Here is a 25,804-nt window from a genome sequence, read left to right on the forward strand (position 1 = left end):
GCGACCGCCGCACAGGCCGCCGATAGTGCGCGAAAGAGCACTATCCGGCTGTGAGAAGAGGCGCGAAAGGCGAAATAGTGCGCGAAAGAGCGCTATTTCGCCCGGCCCGGCCGAGCGACCGCCGCACAGGCCGCCGATAGTGCGCGAAAGAGCACTATCCGGCTGTGAGAAGAGGCGCGAAAGGCGAAATAACGCGCGAAAGAGCGCTATTTCGCCCGGCCCGGCCGAGCGACCGCCCGAGCGGGCGTATACTTATGAAGAAAGAGGGACGACTGCATGTCCGATTTGCATAGAAGCGTCAAAGCCGATCGTATCGTACAGGACACGCTGGAGCTCGTCCGCATCCCGAGCGTTACGGGGGACGCCCGAAACGTGGCCGACCGGTACGAGCAAATGCTTCGGGACGTCGGCTGCTCGGTCGAGCGGTACGAATTTTACCCGAACAACCCGACATTGGTCGCGACATACGGCGGGGAGAACGAAGGCAAAACGATTTTGTTCAACGGCCATATGGACGTCATCCCCCTCGAGCACGCCGAAGCCGAGGTGCGCGACGGACGCGTGTACGGCCGGGGGACGAACGACATGAAAGGCTCGCTCGCCTGCATCGTCGAAGTGCTGCGGGTGCTGGGCGAACGAAACGTCCGCCTGCCGGGCAAGCTGCTCGTCGTCGCGAGCAGCTTGCACGAAAGCCCTGGCGGCCGTGGGGAAGACTTGATCGCCCTCACCGAGCGGGTGCCGCTGCAAGCCGACGCCGTCGTCGTCATGGAGGGCGCCACGACGGAATGCACCGTCGCGCAGCTCGGCTCGGCGACGTTCGAAATTACGATCGAGCGCGACGGCGAGCCGAGCCACCAGCTCCATACGCCGCCGGGAACGCCGCACCCGATTACGGTCGCCGCCGAGGCGGTGGAACTGCTCGAGCGCTGGAATAAAGACCTGGAAACCGACTTTATCGAAGATATCGGCTACGCCTCGTATTTCGTCGGCTCGATCCACAGCGGGCAATTTTACAATCAAATGCCGAACAAGGCGGTGCTGGTCGGCGTTCGCCGCTACAACCCGCTGGAGAAATACGACAAAGTCGAAAGCGTCTTCCGCAACGGTCTCGCCGAACTGGCCGCACGACGCGGCGTACGCATCGAACTCGATCTGAAAAAGGTGCGGGACGGCTACCGCATCGACAAAAACAGCGAGGCGGTCGCCGCGCTGCGCCGCGCCGTCACCTCGGTGCGCGGCGGCGAGTTTCCGTCCGTCGGCAAAAAGCTCGTCACCGACGCCGGCATATTGGCGAACGCGCTGGGCGTGCCGGCTTTGTGCCACGGTCCGGACCAGCTGACGGCGCACGGCGACGTCGAATACGTGGAAATTCGCGAGCTCGAGCTGGCCGCGCAGGCGTATTTGCGGTTCATCGAAGAATTTATGGGGATAGCGGCCGCCCGGTAACGGTTCGAACGAGCGACAAGCGGAGACGACCGGCGTCCGACCGGCCCAAGAAGCGAAGCGAGCGTCCAAACCGACCGGGCGCCGGGCCGCCCGGGCAGCGGGCTTCGCCGCAAAGCATCGAAGCGGCGCGCCCCCACGAAGGCGAAAACGCCTTCCAAAGCCAACCGGACCGTCCCTCGGGTACACCGAGAGGCGGTCGGTTTTTTTCGTAATCGGCGAATATTGGTATAAATAATCTTTCCAAGATCTTGGGCTTGCTGAATTTTTTTTCATCCCATATAATTGTAATGTTACCAAAGGTAATGAACTTACTAAGGTGAAAGGAGGCGTGCGGCATGCAAAACATGTTGTTCAACGGCAAAACTGGGGTGTACCGCTTTTAACCGAATACGACCGTAACTTAACCTTCACCTGATGCGCATATTACATAAGACGACACAGGCACGATGCGGGTTATCGTGTTTTTTTGTTCCCTTTTTAGGGACGAATCCGCCGCTCGCGGCTTTCGAACGTACGGTTCGAATTTATTCTATAGAGGAGGTGAAACGATGAAAGCGCTCAGCATTGTTCCAGTCGGATCGGTTTTGGCAACAAAACAAGAGGAGGTTTTCATCAGTGAGTTACAAAAACGGAAAGGATTTTCTTCCGCCTAGCCTGCTTCAGGAGCTGCAAAAATATATTCAAGGCGAGCTTGTATATATACCGAAGTTGGAACAAACGAGAGCCGGTTGGGGCGAAAATAACGGAACGCGCAAGCTGATCGAGAAACGGAACCGCGAAATATACCAGATGTACAAAAGCGGCACGAGCGTGCTCGAGCTGATCCAGCGCTTCCATCTGTCCGAGGACAGCATCCGCAAAATTATCGTCAAAACCCGGGATCTCGTGCAGAACGTGGCGAAATGAGGGACGGCGCCCGAACGGTTAAGCCCGCAGCGTCAGTCCCCGAGCCATGCGCGAAGACGCCTCCGCGACCACTTTGAAGTGGCGGCGGGGGCGTTTTTTTGGCGTTTCGGAAAGTTTTGGTTTGTCTAGCGAACCGGTACAGGTTTATCAGTGGAAAAATGATCGTTTTTCAGGCTAACGAATCCGGAAACAAAGTCAAACCCCCGCATTCGGCTCCGATAATGGTTGCCGGGTTCGCAAGCCGTCGACAGCCGTTTTTTACGGGTTGCCCCGACAGGCTTGCGTTCGCCTTGTCATTTGACGGACCGGCGGTCAGCATGTACATTGAAAAAAGCATAAACCGCAGAGGAGGCGCCGCCATGGCCCGAATACCGAAACATCCGCAAAGCCGGAAACTTCACCCGTTAACCGGGGCCGATCGCTCGATCGTTCGTTCAACAGAAACGGGGACGCCGCAGCCGGACATGACCGCAGCGCGCGAGGCGGCGGACGGGAGCGGAGGCGCGCCATGATCCGCGTCTTCGTGTACGGAACGCTGATGACGGGCGAGGCGAATCATGGCGTGGCGGCGCCGTACGTACGGTCCGCGGAGCCCGGAGCGGTGCGCGGCACGCTCGTCGACGCCGGAGCGTACCCGGCGCTCGTGCTCGGGAAGCCGGGCGGCGGCGCGGCCGGGACCGTCGTGCGCGGCGAATGGCTGACCGTCGGCGAGGACGGGCTGCCGGCGATGGACGCGCTCGAAGACTATTTCGGGCCCGGCGACGAGCGTAACGACTACGAGCGGGTGCGCGTCACCGACATCGACGGCGTTCGCTCCGGCTGGGCGTACGTATGGCGCGATGCGCGGGGCTGCCCGGCGATCCGGTCCGGCAGCTGGCGCGAGCGTTAAGGCAAATCGCGCCGGCGAATTTTTTTTGCGCGCGGACGGCTGCAACGAGATGCTATAATGATCGAGTCGAAAATAACGAAGATTGTCGAAGGGCGGCGAAAGGCGGCATGGCGGGCAAACGGATCCTGCCGCCGACGGCGAAACGGCCCTCCGCTTTCTTCTTGCGAAAACGCTTGCGGAAAAAGGCCGCTCGATTGCGGAAGCCGAAGTCGGCGGCAAGCGAGCAATAAGCGGGGAAGGAATTGCTCGGTGCGATGCCGGAAAAAACGGAGCGGAAGCGGGCAAACGCCTGCGCGGCAAGGCCGGCGGAGCGCCGCTGCCGCGTATTTGTCGGGAGGAGGAAGGTATCCGAGTCGCCGAAGTGAAAGTGAGACTGGATAGAATCGAGGTGGAAGTGAAGTAGCATGAATGAGCGGCGCGAGCTGGACCGTTACGAGAAAACGATGCAAAGCGACAACCTGATGAAGGAAGGCAAAGCCCGGTTTCTTGAAGAAATGCATAAACAAATTCGCGAGATGGAACGTCTACTTGATCGAATGGAGGAAAGCTTCGACGGTCCGCTTCCCGCCCAGCTGTATCGATACGCGCATACGCTGAAGGGCAGCGCGCCCGTATTCGGCTTCGCCGGCGTCGGCGCCGCGGCCGGGCGGCTGGCGGACGAATGGGAATGGACGCTGGACGGGGCGGCAACCGGGCCCTCCGTTGGCGAATGCGTCGCGAACGGCAGGACGAGCTTGATGCAGCTGAAGATGGAATGGAGCGTCCTGCAGCGCCAGCTGCTCGCGGGCGAGCCGAACGAGCACGGTCCGCGGCAGTACGGCGCAGCCCGCGCCGACAAGCTGCTCGTCGTCGACGACGACGACGTGCTGCGCTCGTTTCTCGTCCGCCGGCTCGAGCTGGACGGCTATGCGGTCGACGAAGCGGAGTGCGTGGAGGCGGCGAAGCAGAAGCTGCGGGAGAACGCGTACGATCTCATTTTGCTCGATCTGATGCTGTTTCCGCAGTCGGGCTACGAGCTGTTCGATTATTTGAAGGAAGACCCGAGCCTGAAATGGGTTCCGCTCATCGTGCTGTCCGCCCGCAGCGACGTTCGCGATAAAGTGCGCTGTCTGATGCTCGGAGCGAACGATTACGTGACGAAGCCGTTCGAATACGACGAGCTGGCCGCGCGTATATACAACCTGCTGTCGCGGACGAAAAATTTCGAGCAGCTCGCGTTTCGCGATCCGCTTACCGGCGCGTTCAACCGCCGTTATTTCGACCATCAGCTCGAGCTGGAGCTGCAGCGGCTCGCCCGGTATCCGGCGCCGATTTCGATCGCCTTTCTCGATATCGACCGGTTCAAGCAGGTGAACGACACGTACGGGCACGCCGTCGGCGATCTCGTCCTGCAGGGGCTTGCGCATTTGGTGCAGCAGCAACTGCGCCCGACCGATTTCGTCGCCCGCTTCGGCGGCGAAGAATTCGTCGCCGTCATGCCGAACACGACCGGCGGGCAGGCCGCGCGGCTGATGGAAGACGCGCTGGAGCTCGCGCGCCGGCAGCCGATCGCCCAGCACGAAGGGCTGTCGATTCGGGTCACGTTTTCATGCGGCGTCGCGGAATGGCCGGCGGGACTGCCCGCGAAGCAATGGCTCGCGCTCGCCGACGAAGCGATGTACCGGGCGAAGCAGGAAGGCCGCGACCGCGTCGTGCTGGCGGGCGGTTCGCCGGAGGCGGCGATACGGCCGGCGCCGGACGATAGGACGAAGCCGAAGCGGGTGCTCGTGACGGACGACGACGGCATTCTCCGCTCCATCTTGGCGGCCCGGCTGAAAAAGCTGTCCGTCGACGTCACCGAGGCGGCCGACGGGGAAGAGGCGCTGCGCTATTTGACGGAGCACGACGTCGACCTGTGCATACTGGACGGCGTCATGCCGAAGCTGGACGGATTCGAGGTGCTGAAGCGGCTGAAGGCGGACCCGGACGGCCGTCTCCGGCGCCCGAAGGTGCTGATGCTGTCGGGCAAAAAACGCGAGGAGGATGTCGCCGCGGCGCTGCGTCTCGGCGCCGACGATTACATGTCGAAGCCGTTTTCGCTGGTCGAGCTGGAATTGCGGGTGAGCCGGCTGCTGGAAACGGAGCCGCAGCCGTAAACGCCCGGCGGGTTCGCTTCGAGGCGGAGTACCGCGTTTCATCGAGTTTGCCGTTACGTTTGTCAAGACCTCCTCGCCGATCCGCAATCGGCTTGGAGGCTGTTCTTGCATCGGGCGGGACGTTCGGGCGATGGTTCCGTTTTTCGATGTCTGCGCATGCAGCATTTTCCTATTTTTGTCGTCAATGGCAGCCCGAACGTGATAGAATATTAGATAGCAGACGCCCGAGAGGAGGGATAGGCGCAAAGCGACGCGCCGGCGAACGAACCCGCTGCGGCCGCCTAGAGCGGGCCGCGGCGGCGAAGACGGAACCATTTTTCAGACCGGAAGGGGAATGACATTGATATTTGTGCTACTTCTATTAGCCGCGGTTGCGGTTTTCATTTATTTGTTTTACGAGACCGTGAAGGCCGAGGTCGTCGAGACGCGAATCGAATCCGACCGGATCAAGGGCGAGCTGAAGATCGTGCAAATTTCCGATTTGCACGGACGCACCCGGTTTTGGACCGGCACGATCGGCGAAATCGTCGATTCGCTCAAACCGGACATCGTATGCGTGACCGGCGATTTGTTCAACCGGCTCGACCAGCTTCCGGAAGTGATGAAGGAGCTCGCCCACCTGGATTGCGAATATTTGTTTTTCGTTCCCGGCAATCACGAACGGGAGGAGCGCAAACGGTTTCGGCGGCGCAAATTCACGGAGGAGCAGTATGTCGCCGTGCTGCGCGATATCGGCGTCCGGAACATGCGCGTGCTGGCCAACGAAGGCGAGCTGATCCGCATCAAGCAGTCGGACATTTTTGTATACGGTTTCGACAATTCGCTGTACGGCTCGGAGAAGTACGCCCCCCATCTCGACGACATCGACGAGACGTTCCGGCTCATGCTGGCGCATTCGCCGAGCATCGTGCGCTGGCTGGACAAGCGTTCGATCGGCTTCGAGCTGCTGCTCGCGGGACATACGCACGGCGGACAAATCCGCTTCCTGGGCAAGGCGCTCGGACGGTACGCCCGTTACCATACCGGCATGAAAAAGCTCGGACCGGGCCGTTATTTCTACGTCAATCGCGGGCTCGGCACGATCCATCTTCCGTTTCGCATCGGCTGCCGGCCGGAGGTCGCCTTGATCCGGGTCGTCGGAAGCCGGTAAACGTTCATAGATCGTTCAAGACCGCCCGCTTGGACCACGCGCATCAACTTTGGTACAATTTACGTGGAGGAGGCGTTATCGATGGAGAAGAAGTGGTTTACTCTGGAGGAAGCGAACGCGCTGCTGCCGACCATCCGCCAAGAAATCGACCAGCTTCAATCGATCAAACAGCAGTTCGAGCGTCGGTTCATGCAGCTGAGGCTGCTCAAGGAGCAGCTCGGAACGCCTCGCGAAGGACAGCCGGATCCGTACTTTACGCTCGAGAGCGAGCTCGAATTCATGCAGATCGAAGCCCGGACGCTCGTCCAAAGCATTCATATGAAAGGCGCTCAGCTGAAAGATTTGGATATGGGTCTCGTCGATTTTCCTTCGCTGCGCGGCGGCGAGGAAGTGCTGCTCTGCTGGCGGCTCGGCGAGGAAAAAATTTCGTATTGGCACGGGCTGAGCGACGGATTCGCCGGCAGAAAGCTGATCGAGGAAGATTGACGGGACTACAGGAACGAGGAGAACGAAACTTTGTACACGAACAAGCTAGCCAGATGGTTATACGCGGCGGCGGTGCTGCTGCTCGTCTGCGCGTTCGCCGCGCCGACGCCGGCTTCCGCGCACTCCGTGCTGACGAAGGCGGTGCCGGAGCCGAACAGCCAGTTGAACGAATCGCCTCCCCGCATCGAGCTGACGTTCAACGAACGGCTCGAGTCGCAGCTCTACTATATTAAAGTATTCGACGAAATCGGCCGGGCGCTGCCGGACTTGAAGGCGGCGCTTTCCGCCGACCAGAAAACGATGTCGCTCGATTTGCCGAAGCTGGGCAACGGCCGCTATACGGTGACGTACCACGTCATATCCGCGGACGGCCATCCGGTCGAAGGGACGTACGTGCTGTCGATCGGACCCGGCGCGGAAGGCGCGATCGTCGGCGATCCTTCGTCCTTGCACGCGGGACATCAGCTGTCGGCCGACATGAGCGTGTACGACGTGCTGAAATATTTGTCGCGCATCGCGTATTATTTCGGTTTGCTGGCGCTGGCCGGCTGGGCGCTGTGGGGAGCGTTCGCCGATTTGCGGCATTCCGCGATCGCGGAGACGTACCGCAGCGGCCTGCTCGGCGTACAGCGCGCCCATTTTTTGGCGCTGATCGCGTTCGTTTATTTTCATTACCAAGATTTGCTCGGCGACCAGGGGCTGGGCGAGCTGGTCGATTTGTTTACCGGCACGTGGGTCGGCCGATCGTGGCTGGCCGCGTTCGTGCTGGCGCTGATCGGCTTTGCCGTACTCGGCCGCTCGAAAGCGGGCGACGCGCTCGTCGTCGGTCTGCTGCTGGCGGCGAAAAGCGTGAACGGCCATGCGATGGGGCACGATCCGATTTGGCTGACCGTATCGCTCGATTTCGTCCATCTGCTGGGAGCGGCCGTCTGGGTCGGCGGGCTGCTGCTGATCGTGCCGCAATGGAAAAAGAACAAGGCGTGGGTCGACGGGTTTTTGCCCAAATTTTCCAACGCCGCGCTGCTTGCGATCGTCGCGCTGGCGCTGACCGGAACGGCTACGACGCTGCTGTTTTTGCCGAGCTTGCGCTATTTGCTTTACTCCCAGTGGGGCATTTTGCTGATCGCGAAAGTCGTCTTCGTCGTGCTGGTCATCCTGCTCGGCCTCGGCATCCGGCTCGCGATGCGGCAGCGCAAAGAGAAGGACGTTCGCGACATGGTGCGGATGGACTTCGGGGCGATGGCGATCATCGTCGTGCTCGTCTCGCTGCTCACGTTCATCAGTCCGGTTCCGCCGAACGAGCCGCTTTATTGGCACGAGATGGGCGAGACGGCGAGCTCGCCGCATATGACCGTGCAGGTCGCTCCGATGGTGCCCGGCGACAACCAGTTCCGCATCGACATATGGCTGACGAAGGAGCTCGGCAAGCCGAAGCAGGTGCTGCTGAAGCTGCAGGATACGGACAAGCCGGACGTCGCGCCGATCGAAATTCCGCTTGCGGAGCATACGAACGAGCAGCCGGACGCGGGCTATACGGCCGACGAGACGTACGAGCAGCACAGCTATAAAGCCGACGGGCCGTTCATCCCGTTCCCCGGCAACTGGAAGATGGAAGTGCGCATTATGGACAAAAACGACGACGAGACGGTCTATACGACCGTGAAACGAGTATACTGAGCAGCACACGTTGCGAAGAGCCGAAGGGCTCCCTGCCGATGCGGAGAAAGCCGCGTGCGGCAGGGAGCTTTTTTGGAACGGGGCGCATCGCGAAATCGGATCGGGTCGGATCGGGCCGGGTCGGGTCGCACGGGTTCGTCGGCGCGGGACGAAAACAATGCTCGGGAGGGAGGGAGCTTATGTCGTTCGAACGATTGAAGTTGTTTACGATTTTGCTGCCGGCCGTCGTCATCGGCGGGTTCGAGCTGATCCGGCACGAGTTTTTGCTGCATTATTTGTCGATGGAGGTCGGCAATATTTATATTATCGTCCTGACGCTTCTGCTGTCGTACTGGTTCTCGACGTGGATGTTCCGCAAAATTCAGGCGATGAACGAAACGATCGCCGCCGAGCGGTCGCGCCGCGCCGTCTACGAGGAGCGGGAGCGGCTGGCGCGGGAGCTGCACGACAATATCGCGCAAATGCTGTTTTTTTTGAACGTCCAGCTGAAGCAGGGAAAAACGGCGGAGGCGCGTTCGGTCGTGGCGGAAATCGATCACCATCTGCGCCAGGCGATATTCAACCTCCGTTCGCTGCCGGAGGACGGCGTTTCGTTTCCCGACCGGGTCGGCCGCTGGCTGCGCGAATGGAGCGCCATTTCCGGCGTCGAGGCGGAGCGGCAGGGCGAATGGGTCGACGGCCTGTTCACCTCGAACGAGGAGGTGCAGCTGTTCGCCATCGTCCAGGAAGCGTTCACGAACATTCGCAAACATTCCGAGGCGGACCGGGCGACGCTCGAATTTGCCTATGACGGCGAGACGGGACGCTGGACGCTGGCCGTCCGGGACAACGGAAAGGGCATGCAAGCTCCCGCGGCGGATTCGGGCAAATACGGCATCTCGATGATGCGCAAGCGGGCCGCCGAGCTGGGCGCGGCCTTTCATGTACGCCCGCTGGAGGACGGCGGCACGGAGCTGATAATCGAAGGCGGGAAGGAGCGTGCAAACGGATGACCCCTTATCGCGTATTGATTGCCGACGATCATCCGCTGGCCCGGAAAGCGATTCGCGGCTTGCTCGACGACGATGCGCAGTTCGAGACGATCGCCGAAGCGTCCGGCGGCGAGGAAGCGATCGCGCTGTGCGGCAACCTGCAGCCCGATCTGGTGCTGATGGACATCCACATGCCCGACATGAGCGGGCTCGAGGCGACGCGGCGCATCAAGCAGCTGTATCCCCACGTCCGCGTCGTCATGCTTACCGTCTCCGATCATGTGGCCGATTTGTTTACGGCGATTCAGTTCGGGGCGCAAGGCTATTTGCTCAAAAATATGGATCCCGACGACTGGATGCACTATTTGCGCGCGCTGCTGGACGACGACGCGGAAGTGTCCCGCCGGATGGCGGACAAGCTGTTCCAGCATTTTCGGGGCGGAGCCGGGGCGACCGTACCCGAGCCGGATTCGGGGCTGCTGACGCCGCGGGAGCGGGAGCTGATCGCCTGCGTCGCGGCCGGCGACACGAACCGGCAAATCGCCGAGCGGCTCGTCATCGCCGAAAATACGGTAAAAAACCATATTAAAAATATTTTGGACAAGCTGAAGCTGGAAAACCGGGTTCAGCTGACCGCGTACGCCGTCCGGCAAGGACTGACACAGTTCGGTCAAAAACGCGAAGGAAAATAGCCCGGTCGAGTCATTCTCACCGTTCCGCTTTTTGGTTACATTGATACGTGGAGACAAACTCGAACCGAAGGGGCTGCATACCGATGAAAAAGACAGGAACGCTGCTCGCCGTCTGCCTGATCGCGATGATGATGTTCGCGGGGGTGGCGAGCGCGCACGTAACCGTGCTGCCGAACGAAACGTCGCAGGGCAAATACGAAGTGTTTACGGTTCGCGTGCCGACCGAGAAAGAAATCGCCACCGTCAAGGTGGAGGTGAGGTTTCCGGCGGGCGTCACCATATCGCGGTTCGAGCCGAAGTTCGGCTGGACCTACACGACGACGAAGGACGGCTCGGGGAAAATCACGAGCGTCGTCTGGACGGCGACGGGCGAAGGTCTCGGAGCGACCGAGTTCGGCGAATTCAAAATGTCCGGCAAGGTGGAAAACGACGCCAAAGATTTGTCGTGGAAGGCGTACCAGACGTACAAGGACGGCAGCGTCGTCGAATGGGTCGGCGCGGAAGGCTCGGACAAACCGGCGTCGGTGACGAAGGTGAAGGCCGCCGCGCCGGGGGCCGACTCGCACGGCCACGATACCGGCGCTTCCGCTCCGGCCGAAGCAGCCGGCGCTTCCGCCGAGTCGAAAACGCCGCTCTATTTGTCGATCGCCGCCGTCGTGCTCGGCGCGCTGGCGCTGATCGTGTCGCTGCTCAAAAAAGCGAAGTAAGGCTGCGCCGCCGGCCGAACGAACGGCGCGTGCGGAAACGAAGCCCGTCCTATGCGAGCTTGAACGCTCGCGAGGACGGGTTTTTTTAGTATTAGGATTTATAAACGGAGAGGATGCTAAAGCGTGGGGCGAGCAGCGCCTTTCGTTTCTGCGTCCGGCTTCTCCGTATCCTGCCGGGCGGTTGGAATCGAATATCGAACGAACGGGAAAACCTCCGGTTAACTCGCTCTCCTTGTGGCGTCGTGTCGAAATACCTGGAAAAGCTCAGAAAAGCTCCAGATAAAATGGCGCCGAATCGGCGAAAAGCGCGGTTTGGACGAATGTAGCGGGACGTTTTCCCGTTGGTTTGCCCGGAAACGGGAAACGACCGAAAATAGCGGGAGCATTTCCAGTTCGTTACCCGATGCGCCGTCGTTTCGACGTACAAATCGGTTTGCAAAGAAAAGACTTTCCGTCCCGACTTTCGCTTAAGCGCCGAAGCCGGAGCGGGTCCCTGCTGTCCGCGGCGGGAAACGGCGATATCGGCTCGGTTGACCTGTGCCGGCGGCGTCGGGAGTTGGAGCATGGGGCGAGCATGGGGCGTCGGCGGGGCGGGCCTAAGCTTCAAGTGTCCAACGGATATGGCGGCCGCTATTGCGCCTAATAACGGCTTGTTTTATTTCTAACGGACACAGGCGCGGCTATTTGGCGAAAAACCCCCTTTTGGACGGCGGTTCGGAGCCAATAAGCGCAGGTGGTGTCCGTTACGATCGGAAAACGGCCGATTTTCGCGAAATAAGCGCCGTGGCGTCCGTTACGTTTCGGAAGCCGACGGTTTGCGCTCATCCTCGAAAGACGTCGATAGACGGTTTTCTCATACGGAATCGCGAGTCTCCCAAGACTGCTAACGACGGCAACGGCGCTACAGCGCCCGAAACCGCTCCGGGCTTACGCCGACGATGCTCCGGAACGCCCGGTGCAGCTGGCTCGTGCTCGCGAATCCGAGGTGCAGGCTAATGTCGGTTACCGACATCCGGGTCGTCCGCAGCAGCCGCTTCGCTTCCTCGATCCGCAGCCGCAGCACGTATTGGTAAGGCGACAAGCCGGTCGCCGCTTTGAACGAACGGATGAAATGGTACCGGCTTTGCAGCGCGACCGACGCCAGCTCGTCGACCGTCAGCGCCGAGCGGAAGCGCGCCCGGATATATTCGATCGCGCGGGCGACGTGCGGATCGTCCTTGCTTCGCGCGGGAAGCGCGTCTCCGCCGGGCGGGGCGGCTCCGGTCAGCACGCGGCTCATGTAAGAGGCGACGCGCGACTCCGTCTCCTGCTGGGCGAGCGGATCCGCCGGGTCGCGCAGCAGCAGCTCGCCGGCCCATTCCCGAAACCGGGCGCCGAGCTCCCGGGCGTTTATATGCGGCATCGGAGCGAAATCGTCCGCCGATAAGCCGCCCGCCATCCGGCTCGTCTGCAGCTGGATGATGATGACGCCGGACTTGTCGCCGATCCGAAAATGATGCTCCTCGCGCGGATGCTGCACGAGGGCGCGGCCTTCGTCGAGCCGGTATTTCCGGCGCTCCTGCGTAAAATGGCATGTGCCGCGAATCGGCACGGTCAATTGTACCCGTTCTTCGTGACTGTGGGGGACGTTCGTAAATTCGTCCTCGATTCGCCACAGCTCCATCGCGGGCGTTACGATGCGGATTTGCATAGTCGTTCACCTGATGCCAGTATAGCAAAAATTGCGCGATTTCGTAGCAACAATCGCGGCGACAGCACCCGTACGCTTTTTTTACGATAAATAAAAAAGCGAAGAGGGGCGACTTCCATGCAGCCGCAAACCGAAACACAACTTCCGACGTCCATGGAGAAAGCGGCCGAACGAACGCGTTCGTATTCGCTGTACGCCCTGATCGGCGTCAGCCTGGCGCACCTGCTGAACGATGCGATGCAGACGGTTATCCCGGCCGGCTTCCCGCTGTTCCAGCAGCAAATGAATTTGAGCTTCAGCCAGATCGGATGGGTGGCGTTCGTGCTGAACGTCACCGCATCGATCCTGCAGCCGCTGATCGGCTATTATACCGACAAACGGCCGATGCCGGGCCTGCTCCCCGCCGGCATGGCGTTCTCGCTCGCCGGCATGCTCGGCCTCGCTTTCGCCGCAAGCTTGCCCGCGCTGCTGCTGGCCGTGACGGCCGTCGGCATCGGCTCGTCGGTGCTTCACCCGGAATCGTCGCGCGTCGCGCATATGGCCGCTGGCAAAGGGAGGGGCTTGGCGCAGTCCATATTCCAGGTGGGCGGCAACACCGGTCAGGCGATCGGTCCGCTGCTCGTCGCGTTTTTGCTCGCGCCGAAAGGGCAGCACGGCTTCCTTTGGTTCGCGCTGTTCGCCGTCGCGGGGATGGCGATCCAATTCGGCGTCAGCCGCTGGTACAAGCCGCGCGTGCTCCGGGAACGGGCGCTGCGCGCGGCCGCCGGCGAACATTCGCGTACGGAGCCGGATCGGACCGCGGCGACGACGAGCCGGGGGAAGGCGGCGTTCGTCATCGGCGTGCTCATCCTGCTGCTGTTTTCCAAGTTCGTTTATTTGGCGGGGATGAACGGCTTCTATTCGTTCTATTACATGGAGCGGTACGGGCGGCCGCTCGCCGACGCGCAGCTCTGCTTGTTCGTCCTGCAGTTCGCCGGCATGCTCGGCACGCTGTTCGGCGGCCCGCTGGCCGACCGGATCGGCAGAAAAAGCGTCATTTGGTTTTCGATTTTCGGCACCGCGCCGTTCGCCCTGCTGCTGCCTTACGCGGGTCCGACCGCGGCGCTGCTGCTGTGCGTGCCGATCGGGCTCATCCTGATGTCGGGCTTCTCGGTCATTATCGTCTACGCGCAAGAGCTGCTCCCGGGCAAGGTGGGCACCGTGGCCGGACTCTTTTTCGGGCTGTCGTTCGGGATGGGCGGCATCGGCTCCGTCGCGCTCGGCTGGCTTGCGGACGCGACTTCCGTTTCGCTCGTCATTCGGCTGTGCGCCTTGCTGCCGCTGCTCGGCGTCGTCGCCTTCATGCTGCCGAAGGACAAGCGCGGCTAATGCGCCGCCGATCGGGGCGCCGCTCCGCGATCGGGCTGCCGGCAACGGCAGCTTGTTCGCCGCGCTTTTGCGAACATACATTCTTGTGGTATGATCTTGAATAGATCATGACGTGCGGAGGTCGGATACATGCATTCGAACGACGTGGAGCTGCAATTTTATGAAGCGGGGCATTTGGAGCGTCTTCAAGCTTTTCGGCTGCCGGAACAACAGGAGCAATTTACGGCGCTGCCGGTCGGGATGCTGGAAAAAACAGGCGAGCGGCACCCGATCGTCATCATGGGCCGAAACGAGCCGGTCGGTTTTTTCGTCCTCCATTCCGGCGAGAAAGTGAAGGAATATGCGGAAAATCCGAACGCGATGCTGCTTTCGGCGTTTTCGATCGATTACGCCGAGCAGGGCAAAGGGTATGCGAAGAAAGGGATGGGGCTGTTAAAGCGATTCGTCAACCGGCAATTCGCCAAATGCGACGAGATCGTGCTGGCGGTCAACCGAGGGAATATTCCGGCGCAAAAGCTGTACGAAAAGGCCGGGTTTACCGATACGGGCCGAAGAAGGACGGGGCCGAACGGGGAACAGCTCGTTATGAGCCTGGCGGTTTGACGGAAGGCTCGTCGGAGCGTGAAACCAAACGTGCCAAACGGAGGAGTACGCCTGTCGGCGGCTCCTCTTTTCGTTTGCCGTCTTTTTGCAAAACGTTAACTTTTATATATAATCATTTAATTATATAATGATATACAAATAAATCGGAGGTGCCGCACGAGCGATGAACGAAATCGAACGAATCGCCGACGTCCTGAAGCTGCTCGGCGACAAAAACAGGCTTACGATTATCGCCCTGCTGAACGAGAAGGAGCTGTGCGTATGCGAAATCGTGGACATCCTGCAGACGAGTCAGCCGAATATTAGCCAGCATATGCGCAAATTAAAGGACGGCGGTCTCGTCAAAGAAACGAAAAGGGGCCAATGGGTTTATTATTCGCTGCATATCGAGGACAAGCCGTATATCGCGGACATTTTGAAGCGGCTTCCTTCGCAAAAAGATAAAATACGTTCCGCCGTCTGCGAAGAGAACGACTGCTGCACATGACCGATTTTGGAGGATATTTCGCATGGTGGCTTTCATCGCTTTCTCGATTTTTTTGGCGACGCTGACGCTGGCGATTTGGCAGCCGAAGGGGCTCGGCATCGGCTGGTCGGCCGGCGCCGGAGCCATAGCGGCGCTAGCATTCGGCGTCGTCGGCTTCGCGGACGTGGGGACCGTCATCGGCATCGTCTGGAACGCCACGCTCGCTTTCGTCGCCATTATTTTCATTTCGTTGATGCTGGACGAGATCGGATTTTTCGAGTGGGCGGCGCTGCATATGGCGCGGCTCGCGCGGGGAAACGGCGTGCTCCTGTTCGTTTTCGTCGTCCTGCTCGGCTCCGCGGTCGCGGCTTTGTTCGCCAACGACGGCGCCGCTTTGATCCTTACGCGATCGTGCTCGCGATGGTTCGGGCGCTCCGGTTCGACGAAAAAACGGTACTGCCGTTTATCATGGCCGGCGGATTTATTGCGGATACGGCATCGCTGCCTCTCGTCGTAAGCAACTTGGTGAACATCGTTTCCGCCGACTTTTTCGGCATCGGGTTTGCGGAATATGCGAGCCGGATGATCGTGCCCAACTTCTTTTCGATCGCGGCGAGTCTCCTCGCGCTGTATTTGTTTTTCCGGAAAAGCATTCCGAAAACGTACGACGCGGCCCGTTTAAAACATCCGGAAGAAGCCATTAAGGACAAGAGGCTTTTCGCCCTCTCCTGGTTCATCTTGGCCGCTCTTCTTGTTGCCTATTTCGTCAGCGGGGCGTTGTCCGTCCCGGTATCCGTCATTGCCGGAATCGCCGCGGCGGCCTTCCTGTTCGCGGCGAGAAAAAGCCCGGTCATTCATACGAAGAGGCTGGTCAAAGAGGCGCCGTGGGTGGTCGTCGTTTTTTCCGTCGGCATGTACGTGGTCGTATACGGGCTGCGAAATGCGGGACTTACGGATGCGCTCGGCCGCGTCATTCAAGCCGTCGCCGATCACGGACTGTACGCGGCCGCCGTCGGCATGGGGGTTATCGCGGCCGTTTTGTCGTCGGTCATGAATAACATGCCGACGGTCATGATCGATGCGCTGGCCATCCAAGGGACGCAAACGGAAGGATTCGTGCGCGAGGCGCTCATCTACGCCAACGCGATCGGTTCCGATTTGGGGCCGAAAATTACGCCGATCGGTTCGCTGGCCACGCTGCTCTGGCTTCATGTGCTGTCCGCGAAAAACGTGAAGATCGGCTGGGGGTATTATTTTAAAATCGGCGTTCTGCTGACGGTTCCGACATTGTTGATTACGCTGACCGGGTTGTACGCATGGCTCGGGTTCATTCAATGGTGGACCATGAATCAATAGCCTATTATCGATCGAAGAAAAGGAGAAAAAACAACGTGGATCAAAAGCGTCTGGTGTACTTTTTGTGTACGGGAAACTCCTGTCGCAGCCAAATGGCCGAAGGGTTTCTGAAAGCGTTGGGCGGCGACAAGTACGAAGCGAAAAGCGCGGGGCTCGAAGCGCACGGGCTCAATCCACGCGCGGTTCGGGCGATGAAGGAAGCCGGCGTCGACATTGGCGGCCAAACGTCCGACGTTATCGATCCGGACCTGTTAAACAAAGCCGACTACGTGATTACGCTGTGCGGTCATGCGGACGAGCACTGCCCCGCCGTCTCCAATCCGAATGCGGTCAAATGGCATTGGGGGTTCGACGATCCGGCCAAAGCGACCGGAACGGAAGAAGAAATAACGGCCCGATTCCGCGAAGTGCGGGATGCGATCCAAAGCCGGATCGCCCGCTTTGTGGAAGAAGGCAAATAACTCCGGCGAGGCCGGCGACGCTTTGCGGATCGTACAAGCGGGCCGCCGGCGGGACGGAGATGCGAAACTTGTCGATTTTTAAAGCGGCAGTCGTCCGGTTACTGATGCTTACGCCCTTTGTCAGCTTAAAGACGAAATGGCTATAATTACATGCAGCGGATCGAACTGGCACCTGCGCGGCGATCCGAAAGCATCAACCATTATGGCCGGACCGCCGTCCTGGGAGCCGCAGCGCTCGAACGGGGTCGGCCGCCCGAGGAGGCGACCGTCTTGAACGCGATTCGGCCCGTTCGAAACGCAATCCGGGATTTGCTCGAGGCCGTTTACTTTACGGGCCAACATTGGATGGCCCGATATGCGTTTATCCGTGCGGCGTACGCGATCGTTTCGTGGCTGTCGCTGGCCGCATTTGCCGTCAGCTTGTTGTTCGTCGAACAGTCTCGCACGATGCTGGTTCAATACGCATGGTCGTTTTACGCGCTGCTGCAATTTTGGTTTTTATGCCGGAGCAAGACGCTGCCGTGGAAGGCGGCCGTCCTGTTCGTTCTGTCGGGCGTGTTCTTCGTCGTGCCCTTTACGACGCTTACGATCGGCGCGCTCCATGCGGTATTCGGCGGTACGACGTCCGACACTTGGTCCGTCGCCGTCATGACGCCGATTTTCGAGGAGCTGTGGAAGCTGCTCCCGCTCGGCGCCTTTTTGTTGTTTTCGCGCCGCGCCTCCGCCTTGAGCTTGAGCGATTATACGCTGATCGGGGCAGCGACGGGCGTCGGCTTTCAATTGATGGAGGAGCTCACCCGCCGATGGATCAGCTCCGCCGCCGGTTACGGCTACGGCGTATCGCGGCTGGGGGGCAAGACGATCCACTGGGATTTGTGGTCGCTGTTTCCCGGGCGTTTCGAAGAAAGCCTGTCTCCCACGCTGATGACCGTCAGCCATCCGGTACATACCGCCATGATCGCGCTAGCGTGCGGAATCGCCTATCGGCTGCGGACGAAACTGACGACATGGACGTTCCTGTTTCCGCTGATCGCGTTACTGTGGTCCATTCTCGATCACGCCGCCTATAACGGCCAAAACAAGCTGCCGGGCTGGGTGTTCGATATCCATACCTTCGCCGGCAACGGATACATGACCCGGCCCGCCTTCCTCCTCATGCTGGCGGGAGCGCTCATAGCCGATTATTGGGCGCTGAACAAGGCGCGAAGCCGTCTTCCGGCGCTGCCGAACGAGCGGTTTCTCCATCCGTTCTCGGAGCTTTGGAACATGGCCTCCGCCCTTTTCCTGGACCGGGGGAAATTCGCGTATTGGCTCGGTTTTTACCGCGAGCGGCGGGAGCTCGGCTTCCATTTGCTGTACGGCAACGAAGAGGCGGCCGGCCGGCAGGAGCCGCTCCGGGAGCGGGTGAAAGCGTTAAGCCGAGTGCTGGCCGGACTCGCGGCGGTTGTGCTCGTCGCCGGTCTGCTGGCGGGCATGGGCGCGATCTCGGCCGGCGGCGAAACGGCATGCTTCGCCTGCATGTTCGATAGGCTGCAGGATTGGTGGGACGGGCTGGAATGGTACGAGCAGGGCGCGATCGTGCTCGGCGCGCTGGCGCTGGCGCTGTTGTTCGTCGGATTTTGGCCGGCGCTCGGCTTCGCGCTGACGGTGGCGGGAATCGCCGGCGGCGGGCACGCGATCGCAGGCTACATCCGCGACCCGAAGAAGCTGCTGACGCCCTCCAATGCGCTGGCCGCGGCGACCGGCATTATTTTGAGCCGGATTCCGTTCGGCCGGGCGCTCGGATGGTTAGGGAAAAAAGCGCGCGACTACGCGAGCAAGCTGGTCGGCAAGCTCCGGTCCCGGAAGCCGGACGCCGGCGTGCCGGGCAAACGTCCGAAGCCCGACGACGGGGACGGCGAACGTTCGTCGACGGCGGCAGGTAAAACGTATAACGAGGTCGAAATTGTCGATCATAACGGAAAACCGATCGGCGAGTTCGACGAAATCGATTTGGAGAAAGGCGTTTTTTACGAAGACAAGACGGCGAAAGGGCTGGACCGCATCAATCCGCGAACGGGCAAGCCGACGCAGACGCCGCAGCAGTTTACCGACAAGCAAATATTCGAGAAAACGCGGACGCGCATCCGCAACTTGACGGAGCATGCCGCCGCGACCAGGCCGACGGCGAACGGGTCGCCCGAAGTACCCGATTTGGAGAAGATCAAGTCGATCCGCAATTTCGTATTCCGGCTCGACGGCGACACGCCGGAGCTTCGAAGCGCCGCCGAGAACAGCTTGAACAAGCTGAGAGAAGAGTTTCCGGATTATACGTTCACCATTTTGTTTGGAGGGAAGCCTTGATGTCCATTAGCGCTTTTATACCCGAACCGGCCGACGATTTCGAACGGAAATACAGCGTGCCCGTCGCGGCGGAGTCGTTTTTCGCGGAATGCTGGGAGCCTGCCGCGGAAGCGCTGGGCTTGCGGTGGGTTCCCCTCTTCTCGACCGGGGTCGACGTCATGAAGGAAGATTTGCCCGCGGTTTTGGACGAATTGGCCCGGTTGAAGCAGTGGGCTTTAAGCCGGGGTGGCGGGGAACGGATGGAAAAGCTGGCGAGCCGGATCGAGCTGCTGGAGACGGAGCTGCCCAAGGCGCTGCGGCGGGACGGAGCCGTCGTTTATATCGGTTGACCGGCGCAACAGGCATGGTGCAGGCGCGGAGCAGGGCTGTCCGAAGCCGGAAAGAGCGGCGGGAGGACGGCCTTTTGCACATGAAATTTCACCATGACACCCTATGTCGCGGTGCGTCCCTTATAATCTACCTCATACGCTTAGAGCAACCTTTTCCAGCCGTCTGCGTTAATTGCTATATAATCCCATTGACGCAGAGGTGAGGAGAGGTTGAAAAAATTTATACTCGGTCTGGTGTGCGGCCTGGTCCTGGCGGTCGGCACCGGTGCGTATGCATCGGATGCGATTCGGGCGTATGTATTCCCCGTCAAATTCGTCGTTAACGGAAAAAGCGAGGCGCCGGAAGACGGGGCTGCCGCCTTGAACGTGGACGGCCGCGCTTACGTTCCGGTTCGTTTTTTAGCCGAAAAAATGGGGGCGTCCGTCGGCTACGAGAACGAAACGAATACGGTCTATATCAATTACCCGGACTATACGTACGTGAAGATGTACATGAACGCAGGCATGTCGAAGCCGGAGACGGTTCGGCTGCTCGGCGACGGCTACAAAGAAGTCGAAATCGCGGGAAACGGCGGAGGGAAAGCGTGGCGCTACGACATCGGGGTCCGGGACGGTTACCGGGTTCAAGCCGTTTTGCAATCGATCGAGACGTGGGCCGATCCCGACGGGCTGAAAAGCGGCCGCATTCGGATGCAGCTGCTTATCCTGTGGGACGAACAACAAATCGCGCGTTATTATTTGGCGTACGCGGGGGAAAACGGCGAAATTCGGTACGAAGTCGACGAGGCCGGATTAACGCTCGCCCGCGACAAGCTGCTTGCCCGTGCCGCCGATCTCGAGGCGAAGCATGCTATCAAAATCGTGGCTGCCGATACATGGCAAGGAAAGCTCAGGGTTATAGCGCGCGACAGCGAAAATTTCGAAAGACGCCGCTCCGATTCGGAATTACGCCGTTCGGTGTACGAAGCCGCGGAGTTGAACCGGCTGCTGCCGTTTCCGCTCGAGCTGAAGCCGTTCACATTGGATAAGCGGGCGGATATCGCGGGCGTCATTACGGAAATCGATACGGAGCGGGAGCGAATGTTAATCGTCGACGAGACGACGATCGGCAGCTCCGGAAGGCCGGACGCGATGTGGGTCGGCCTGAACGAGGACGGGTATATCGTCGAAGCCGGCGGGGGAGAGCGGATCGGCTTCGGCGGCGTGCGGATCGGGCAAAAAGCGAAAGCGTGGTACGACGGCGGCATCGTCGATCAATCGTATCCGGCCCAAACGAAAGCGCTCAAAATCGTCATCGAGCCTTGAGCGCGAGAAACGGAAACAAGCCCTTCGGCCAATCGGTCGAGGGGCTTTTTGCGCGGGCTTCGCGTCGCGGCGATACGAACGGATCGATTCGAAACGGTTTCCGAGGCATGCTCCAGGCTCCGAAGTCCTCCGGATTTGCGTTATGCAGCTTCCGGTCCGATTCAGCCGCGCCGGGTCGCGAGGCCCGCCGTTTCCTGCTCGGGCCGCCGCGCTTTCCGCCCGGGCAGAAGCGGGCGCGAAAACAAAATCGCCAGCCGCAGCAGCGCGACTACGCCGAAGCAGGCCCACAGCGGCATCGCCGTGACGAGAGCGCCGGCGGCGAGCGGCCCGATCGCCATGCCGAGCTGCATGACGAGCTGGAAGTCGGAAAAGTAAGCCATCTCGGCTTTATGCTTGCCGGCCTCTTCCATCATCATCGTTTGCGTGGCGACTTCGCTGACCGCCAGCATGAAGCCCGTCCACGCCTGAGCGACGACGAGCAGCGGGTACGCGTCGATCAAGCCGTAAGGGAACGCGCACAGCGCCATGCCGAGCAGCGAGGCGGAATACAGCTTGAACGTGCCGAATTTCTCCATCAGCCTGCGGACGAGCGGCAGCGCGAGCGCCGAGACGACGCCGGCCGTGACGACGAAATAGCCGATTTGCGTATTCGTCAAATGGAGCGTCTTTACGTGATAAATCGTGAACAGCGACGGCGTCATGTAAATGCCCGCATTGTTGAGCGCCATCCACCAAATGTTGCGGTCGCATTCCCGAAACGGGCGAATCCTCGCGAGGCGAATGGTCGTCTTCTCGCGCGGAGCCATTCCCGCAATGAGCGACATGCCGGTAAAAGTGGCGAGACAGCCGACGAGCATCGAGGCTACGTAATTGTACGGAAAATACGAATCCGAGGCGTCCAGCGCGTAGCCGATCAGCAGGCCGCCGAATGTCGTGATGAACAGGGCGATCATTTTAATCCGGCTGAACAAGGCGGGAAACTGCTCCGGCGCGATAACGCGGCGCATGATGGCCGGCTGCTGGGCCGACGTCACGATAACCGCCACGGCGTTGACGGACCAAAAGACGAGGAGCGCGGGCAGCGGATTCGGAAGCAGCACGGAGAGCGCCATGCAAATGAACGCGATTTGGCGTACGTAGCCGCTGGTCAAAAAGACGCCCCGCGTCACGGGCAGCTGCCGGGTGAGAAACGCCAGCGACAGCGCGCAGAACAAGGCGGGGAGCGAATTGGACAAAGCGATCTGGAAATCGGTTGCGCCTAGCCGGGCGATCAGGACGCCCAAGTACGTAAAAAATGCCACGCTTTTTATATTTTGCATCATGGCGTCCAAATAAATGCGGGTCGTCGCCTTCATGTCGGGGGTTCCTTTCGCTATGCGGGGGATGCTCCGCCGCAGGCACGGGTGTAAACGCCCGTACGAAGCTAGTTTACTCCCGGCGAAGCCGAAAACAAATGGACATCTCCCGCAAAAAACATGGATGATCCGATCATGGCGATACGGCCGCCAGTACGTCTTGCAAACCGTTCCAAAACACTTTCGCCGCAAAATACATAAACAGCAGGGCGGAGCAAAACGACAGCGCCCGAATGATGCCGGGGCCGGCCCAAGCTCCGGACAGGCTGCTGACAATAGCGACGGCGAACGACCACAGCAGGCCGGCCGTAAAAAAGCCGGCGACGAAGCATACAAGTCCGGCGCCTTCCCCGATATTCATGCCGGCGACGATCGGGCCGGCTACGAGCGCAAACCAGACGATCGACGTCGGCGAAGCGAACGCCAAGCCGGCTCCGGTCAGCCAGTGGCGCAGCAAGCTCCGCTTCGACCCGCCTGCGGCGCCGACCGCGACCGTTTTCGGCAACCATGTTTCACGGATCATTTTGAACGTCATATAAAGCAGCGCCGCCGTCCCGGCGAGCCATAGCGTCCATCGGACGGGAGGCAGCTCGAAAACGGCGGAGGCGCCGAGCAGAGCAAGCGACATATAGGTCAAATCGCCGAAGCACGAACCGAAGCCGACGGCGAACGACGGCTTCCACCCGTTTTCGATGCCGGTTTTCATAATCGCCGCGTTGACCAAGCCGAGATCGAGGCAAAGCGACAGCGAGAGCAGAAAGCCTTGCAGGAAACCGTACAGCGGCGACATTGGACACCATCCCTCGACGTATGAAACGGGCAACAAAAGTATTATACACGATAGCCCGTCGGGCGGGGAGAGGCGCTGCGGCGTGCCGCGGCAGGGCGGAAGCTGGCGGAGAGCGTGCAAAGAGCGCTTTCCGTCCCGTCGCCGGGCGGAATGGCGGGAATGCCGCTCAATGCGCGCAAATTGTGCGTAAGGCAGGCGCTGCGGCAATTGGAGCGCAAGCTTTATGCCGAAGCCGTAACGCGGCCGTATCGATGGTTTAACGCCGGGGAAATGCGTAAATCGAAATTTTTATTATTTTCAAATTTATGTTACACTTTTTTAAGGTAGCTTTAATATTTGTGTCCTAAAATGGTTCCAACATGGAAATCGAATATCGAAGAAGCGGATGCTCAGCCCGATATTCGCGATTCAAGCGGGATTTCACCCGGGGAACGGGCCTCGCGCGGCGGCGCCCTGCGAAGCTTGCTTGTCCGGAACGTTATTCGATGGGGGATGTCGCCATGAAAAAATTGATCCATTTCCAAAACAAGCTGATACCGGTATACATCATAAACGCCACGTCTCCGAAATCGTTCAAGCTGCTGCTCGAGACGCTGGAGACGAAATTCGCCACCGGCAAATCGGCGATGAAAAAATGTTTGGCCTCGCTGATCAGCATCGAAATCGACGGCGGAGAGGCGATTTTGCACAGCTTCAGGGAAGAAGATTCGCTCGCATTGTCGCTGTATTAAAACAACGTACTCCAAAACGGCCGCTCCCGGGTTCGGCGCCTGGGCAACGGCCGTTTTTCTTCGTTCGGCGTTTCTCCTATGCTTGCTGCCGCATTAGCGGTCTTTTGCACCCTCTATTCTCGGTTATAATCCGTCATTTTGCAAAAATAGGCGATGTTCGGGACTCGTAATCCGTGGGAAAAAGCCGCGACAATCGATTCCTTGCCATATTAATCGGCTCGCGCCTTTTTGTCCGTGCTGATCCAGACGAGGCCCGCCGCCATGCATAGGGCGCCGGCGACCTGCCACAGCGTGATCGTCTCGCGGAACATCAAATAGCCGGCCGCGACGGCGGCGGCGGGAACGACATAACGGAAAAAGTTGGACCGCGTCGCCCCGATCCGGAACATGCACCGGTTCCAAACGATGAAGGCGACGACCGTGCAGAACACGACGTTGTAAAACACGGCGAAGCCGTTCGCCGCCGTCAAGCCGGCCCAATCGACTTTGCCCCACGACCCGATCGTAAGCGGAAACAGAAACAGGCTGCCGAACAAAATAAACCAGGCGCTGACCCGCAAGGCGGAATACCGCTTCATCAGCGGCATGCAGGCGAGGTTGAACAAAGCGCCTACGATGCTGACCCCGAAGGCGAGCGCATTGCCGATCATATGTTGCGACGAAAAGTCGATGCCTTCGCCTCCTCCGACGATAACGAGCGTAACGCCGACGATGGCCGCCGCACCGCCCGCCACAAGGCGCCGCGACATCGTCTCGCGGGCGAAAAACGGGGCGAACAGCGCCGCGAATATCGGCCAAGGAGCGACGTTCAGCAGCGAAGCGTTGGCGAGCGTCGTATATTTGATCGAATACATGACCGCGATTTCGAGCGCCGTAACGCCGAACAGCCCGATCGCCATGAGCTGGAGCGCCGCTTTGGGCGATACGCCGACGCTGCCTTCCCGCAGACGGAGCAGAATGAAAAAGAACGGCACGGTCAGCCCGAACCGCAAAAACGTAAACAGCGCCGGATCGAACGTATCCATCGCCAGCCGCGACACCCCGAAATTCGCTCCCCAAACCGCCGCGACGAATACGAGTCCGGCCGCGTCCCAATACGATTGCTTCCCCATCGGTTTTCCCCTCTTTAATCGGACTCTTCCACTTTTCGCCCTTTCGGCTTTTCAAACTTTGCGGCTCTTCGGCGCGTCGACGAATGCGGTCGGCCGGACGGAGGCCCAAGCTTCATATTAGGGAATCGGGCCGCGCCTGTAAAGTACATCCTGTACGAGCCGCGAGCCGTTCGCTGAACGGTCGGTCGGTCGGCGTCGGCCGTTGCGAGAGCGGGGGGGCGGCCGGGCCCGCCTACGCGGCCGATCGCATCGATTCCGATTTCCCTATGGCACCCGGGGGAGGGGAAGCAAAGGTACAGGAAAACCTACCGTTATTTTTCTCGATTCCCCCGCTGCTTGCCGCATTAGAAGGAAAACCTCCCGATAACTTCGCCCGAATGGCGCTTTTTGCCGAAGCGGCGCAGATTGAACGGGAGCTTTTCCAGCTAAAATAATCCCATGCCCATTCGGAGTCGAAAGGAACAGGAGGAATTCCAGTTATTCTCCAGCCGGCCATAGGGCGGAGGAGTCGGGCTCGGAAACGAAGCAGGGAGACGTCAGGGTACGTCGCGAAAACGGTTGCTCGACGAAGGTTGCTTCTCAAGCGAGTAACCTGCGACACCGGCTGCGCTTCGGATCGTCCGATCGGCCGCGAGCGCGGGCGGGCGCCGTTGCGGACGGAGCCGTCTCCGTCGGCCGTCCCTGCCGTCCCTGCCGTCCCTGCCGTCCCTGTCAAGCGTCTGTGAAAATGTCACCTTAACTGAGCAGTAAAAATGTCACTTTTTGTAGTGTGGAGGCCGCCCGTCACCAGAAGGCCTCATGATAGGTGTTGTGCTGGGAATACAGAGCCTCTTGGA

The 25,804-nt window shown here is 60.1% G+C and carries 24 protein-coding genes and 1 pseudogene; 20 read left to right on the top strand and 5 right to left on the bottom strand.

The annotated features are described in order from the left end of the window. Positions 1-276 precede the first annotated feature (276 nt). The 4 genes from PV407_RS10355 to PV407_RS10370 all read left to right on the top strand — a co-directional run bounded on the left by PV407_RS10355 (position 277) and on the right by PV407_RS10370 (position 3,241). Positions 277-1,446 carry a M20 family metallopeptidase gene (locus tag PV407_RS10355; RefSeq protein WP_332089838.1) on the top strand — a complete coding sequence of 390 codons (1,170 nt, stop codon included), beginning with the start codon at positions 277-279 and terminating at the stop codon, positions 1,444-1,446. Positions 1,447-2,061: 615 nt separating this feature from the next. After that, on the top strand, positions 2,062-2,352 hold the full coding sequence (locus PV407_RS10360) for a CD3324 family protein (RefSeq protein WP_332089839.1): 291 nt from the start codon (positions 2,062-2,064) through the stop codon (positions 2,350-2,352). 359 nt (positions 2,353-2,711) lie between these two features. Next, the gene (locus PV407_RS10365; protein WP_332089840.1) at positions 2,712-2,864 is read left to right on the top strand and encodes a hypothetical protein; all 153 of its coding nucleotides are present in this window, start codon (positions 2,712-2,714) and stop codon (positions 2,862-2,864) included. Continuing rightward, entirely contained in the window at positions 2,861-3,241 is a 381-nt protein-coding gene (locus PV407_RS10370) for a gamma-glutamylcyclotransferase family protein (protein ID WP_332089841.1), read from the top strand. The genes PV407_RS10365 and PV407_RS10370 overlap by 4 nt, the downstream gene beginning before the upstream one ends. A 52-nt stretch (positions 3,242-3,293) precedes the next feature. Here the strand turns inward: PV407_RS10370 and PV407_RS10375 are convergent, their stop codons facing one another. Then, on the bottom strand, positions 3,294-3,647 hold the full coding sequence (locus tag PV407_RS10375; protein WP_332089842.1) for a hypothetical protein: 354 nt from the start codon (positions 3,645-3,647) through the stop codon (positions 3,294-3,296). Between PV407_RS10375 and PV407_RS10380 the strand changes: the two genes are divergently transcribed. The 7 genes from PV407_RS10380 to PV407_RS10410 all read left to right on the top strand — a co-directional run bounded on the left by PV407_RS10380 (position 3,646) and on the right by PV407_RS10410 (position 11,059). After that, positions 3,646-5,376, top strand: a complete 1,731-nt coding sequence (locus PV407_RS10380; protein WP_332089843.1) for a response regulator — start codon at positions 3,646-3,648, stop codon at positions 5,374-5,376. The genes PV407_RS10375 and PV407_RS10380 overlap by 2 nt on opposite strands. 349 nt (positions 5,377-5,725) lie before the next feature. Next, entirely contained in the window at positions 5,726-6,526 is an 801-nt protein-coding gene (locus PV407_RS10385; RefSeq protein WP_332089864.1) for a metallophosphoesterase, read from the top strand. A gap of 81 nt (positions 6,527-6,607) precedes the next feature. Further along, positions 6,608-7,012, top strand: a complete 405-nt coding sequence (locus tag PV407_RS10390; protein ID WP_332089844.1) for a DUF2203 domain-containing protein — start codon at positions 6,608-6,610, stop codon at positions 7,010-7,012. A 30-nt stretch (positions 7,013-7,042) separates the two neighbouring features. Further along, complete coding sequence (locus tag PV407_RS10395) at positions 7,043-8,689, top strand: copper resistance CopC/CopD family protein (RefSeq protein WP_332089845.1); 1,647 nt, start codon at positions 7,043-7,045, stop codon at positions 8,687-8,689. 179 nt (positions 8,690-8,868) lie between these two features. Further along, complete coding sequence (locus tag PV407_RS10400) at positions 8,869-9,681, top strand: sensor histidine kinase (RefSeq protein WP_332089846.1); 813 nt, start codon at positions 8,869-8,871, stop codon at positions 9,679-9,681. After that, a complete protein-coding gene (locus PV407_RS10405; RefSeq protein WP_332089847.1) occupies positions 9,678-10,352 on the top strand; it encodes a response regulator transcription factor in 675 nt (224 codons plus the stop codon). Before PV407_RS10400 ends, PV407_RS10405 begins: the two co-directional genes overlap by 4 nt. 83 nt (positions 10,353-10,435) lie before the next feature. After that, on the top strand, positions 10,436-11,059 hold the full coding sequence (locus PV407_RS10410; RefSeq protein WP_332089848.1) for a YcnI family copper-binding membrane protein: 624 nt from the start codon (positions 10,436-10,438) through the stop codon (positions 11,057-11,059). 901 nt (positions 11,060-11,960) lie between these two features. Here the strand turns inward: PV407_RS10410 and PV407_RS10415 are convergent. Next, positions 11,961-12,749: an AraC family transcriptional regulator gene (locus PV407_RS10415; RefSeq protein WP_332089849.1), complete on the bottom strand. Its 789-nt coding sequence runs from the start codon at positions 12,747-12,749 to the stop codon at positions 11,961-11,963. 153 nt (positions 12,750-12,902) lie between these two features. Here PV407_RS10415 and PV407_RS10420 point away from each other — a divergent pair, with 153 nt between their 5' ends. From PV407_RS10420 to PV407_RS10455, 8 genes and pseudogenes are all read left to right on the top strand, one after another. Next, positions 12,903-14,117, top strand: a complete 1,215-nt coding sequence (locus PV407_RS10420; protein ID WP_332089865.1) for an MFS transporter — start codon at positions 12,903-12,905, stop codon at positions 14,115-14,117. Between the two features lie 129 nt (positions 14,118-14,246). After that, a complete protein-coding gene (locus PV407_RS10425; RefSeq protein WP_332089850.1) occupies positions 14,247-14,720 on the top strand; it encodes a GNAT family N-acetyltransferase in 474 nt (157 codons plus the stop codon). 163 nt (positions 14,721-14,883) lie between these two features. Then, positions 14,884-15,207, top strand: a complete 324-nt coding sequence (locus PV407_RS10430; RefSeq protein WP_332089851.1) for an ArsR/SmtB family transcription factor — start codon at positions 14,884-14,886, stop codon at positions 15,205-15,207. A gap of 22 nt (positions 15,208-15,229) precedes the next feature. Next, positions 15,230-16,542, top strand: a pseudogene (locus PV407_RS10435) (arsenic transporter). Between the two features lie 35 nt (positions 16,543-16,577). Beyond that, positions 16,578-17,003, top strand: a complete 426-nt coding sequence (gene arsC, locus PV407_RS10440) for an arsenate reductase (thioredoxin) (protein WP_332089852.1) — start codon at positions 16,578-16,580, stop codon at positions 17,001-17,003. Positions 17,004-17,273: 270 nt separating this feature from the next. Then, complete coding sequence (locus tag PV407_RS10445; protein ID WP_332089853.1) at positions 17,274-19,346, top strand: PrsW family glutamic-type intramembrane protease; 2,073 nt, start codon at positions 17,274-17,276, stop codon at positions 19,344-19,346. Continuing rightward, positions 19,346-19,675: a hypothetical protein gene (locus tag PV407_RS10450; protein WP_332089854.1), complete on the top strand. Its 330-nt coding sequence runs from the start codon at positions 19,346-19,348 to the stop codon at positions 19,673-19,675. Before PV407_RS10445 ends, PV407_RS10450 begins: the two co-directional genes overlap by 1 nt. 210 nt (positions 19,676-19,885) lie before the next feature. Beyond that, on the top strand, positions 19,886-20,980 hold the full coding sequence (locus tag PV407_RS10455) for a stalk domain-containing protein (RefSeq protein WP_332089855.1): 1,095 nt from the start codon (positions 19,886-19,888) through the stop codon (positions 20,978-20,980). A gap of 161 nt (positions 20,981-21,141) precedes the next feature. On the opposite strand, the gene PV407_RS10460 is transcribed toward PV407_RS10455, so the two are convergent. Further along, complete coding sequence (locus tag PV407_RS10460; protein ID WP_332089856.1) at positions 21,142-22,335, bottom strand: MFS transporter; 1,194 nt, start codon at positions 22,333-22,335, stop codon at positions 21,142-21,144. Positions 22,336-22,468: 133 nt separating this feature from the next. Beyond that, on the bottom strand, positions 22,469-23,125 hold the full coding sequence (locus PV407_RS10465) for a LysE family transporter (protein WP_332089857.1): 657 nt from the start codon (positions 23,123-23,125) through the stop codon (positions 22,469-22,471). Between the two features lie 500 nt (positions 23,126-23,625). Here PV407_RS10465 and PV407_RS10470 point away from each other — a divergent pair, with 500 nt between their 5' ends. After that, a complete protein-coding gene (locus PV407_RS10470; protein ID WP_332089858.1) occupies positions 23,626-23,856 on the top strand; it encodes a hypothetical protein in 231 nt (76 codons plus the stop codon). A gap of 209 nt (positions 23,857-24,065) precedes the next feature. Here PV407_RS10470 and PV407_RS10475 read toward each other — a convergent pair whose 3' ends face one another. Next, complete coding sequence (locus PV407_RS10475; RefSeq protein WP_332089859.1) at positions 24,066-24,968, bottom strand: DMT family transporter; 903 nt, start codon at positions 24,966-24,968, stop codon at positions 24,066-24,068. Between the last annotated feature and the right edge of the window lie 836 nt (positions 24,969-25,804).

It is taken from the genome of Paenibacillus sp. GYB003 (assembly GCF_036577625.1).
In the GTDB taxonomy this organism is placed as follows: Bacteria; Bacillota; Bacilli; order Paenibacillales; family NBRC-103111; genus Paenibacillus_AB.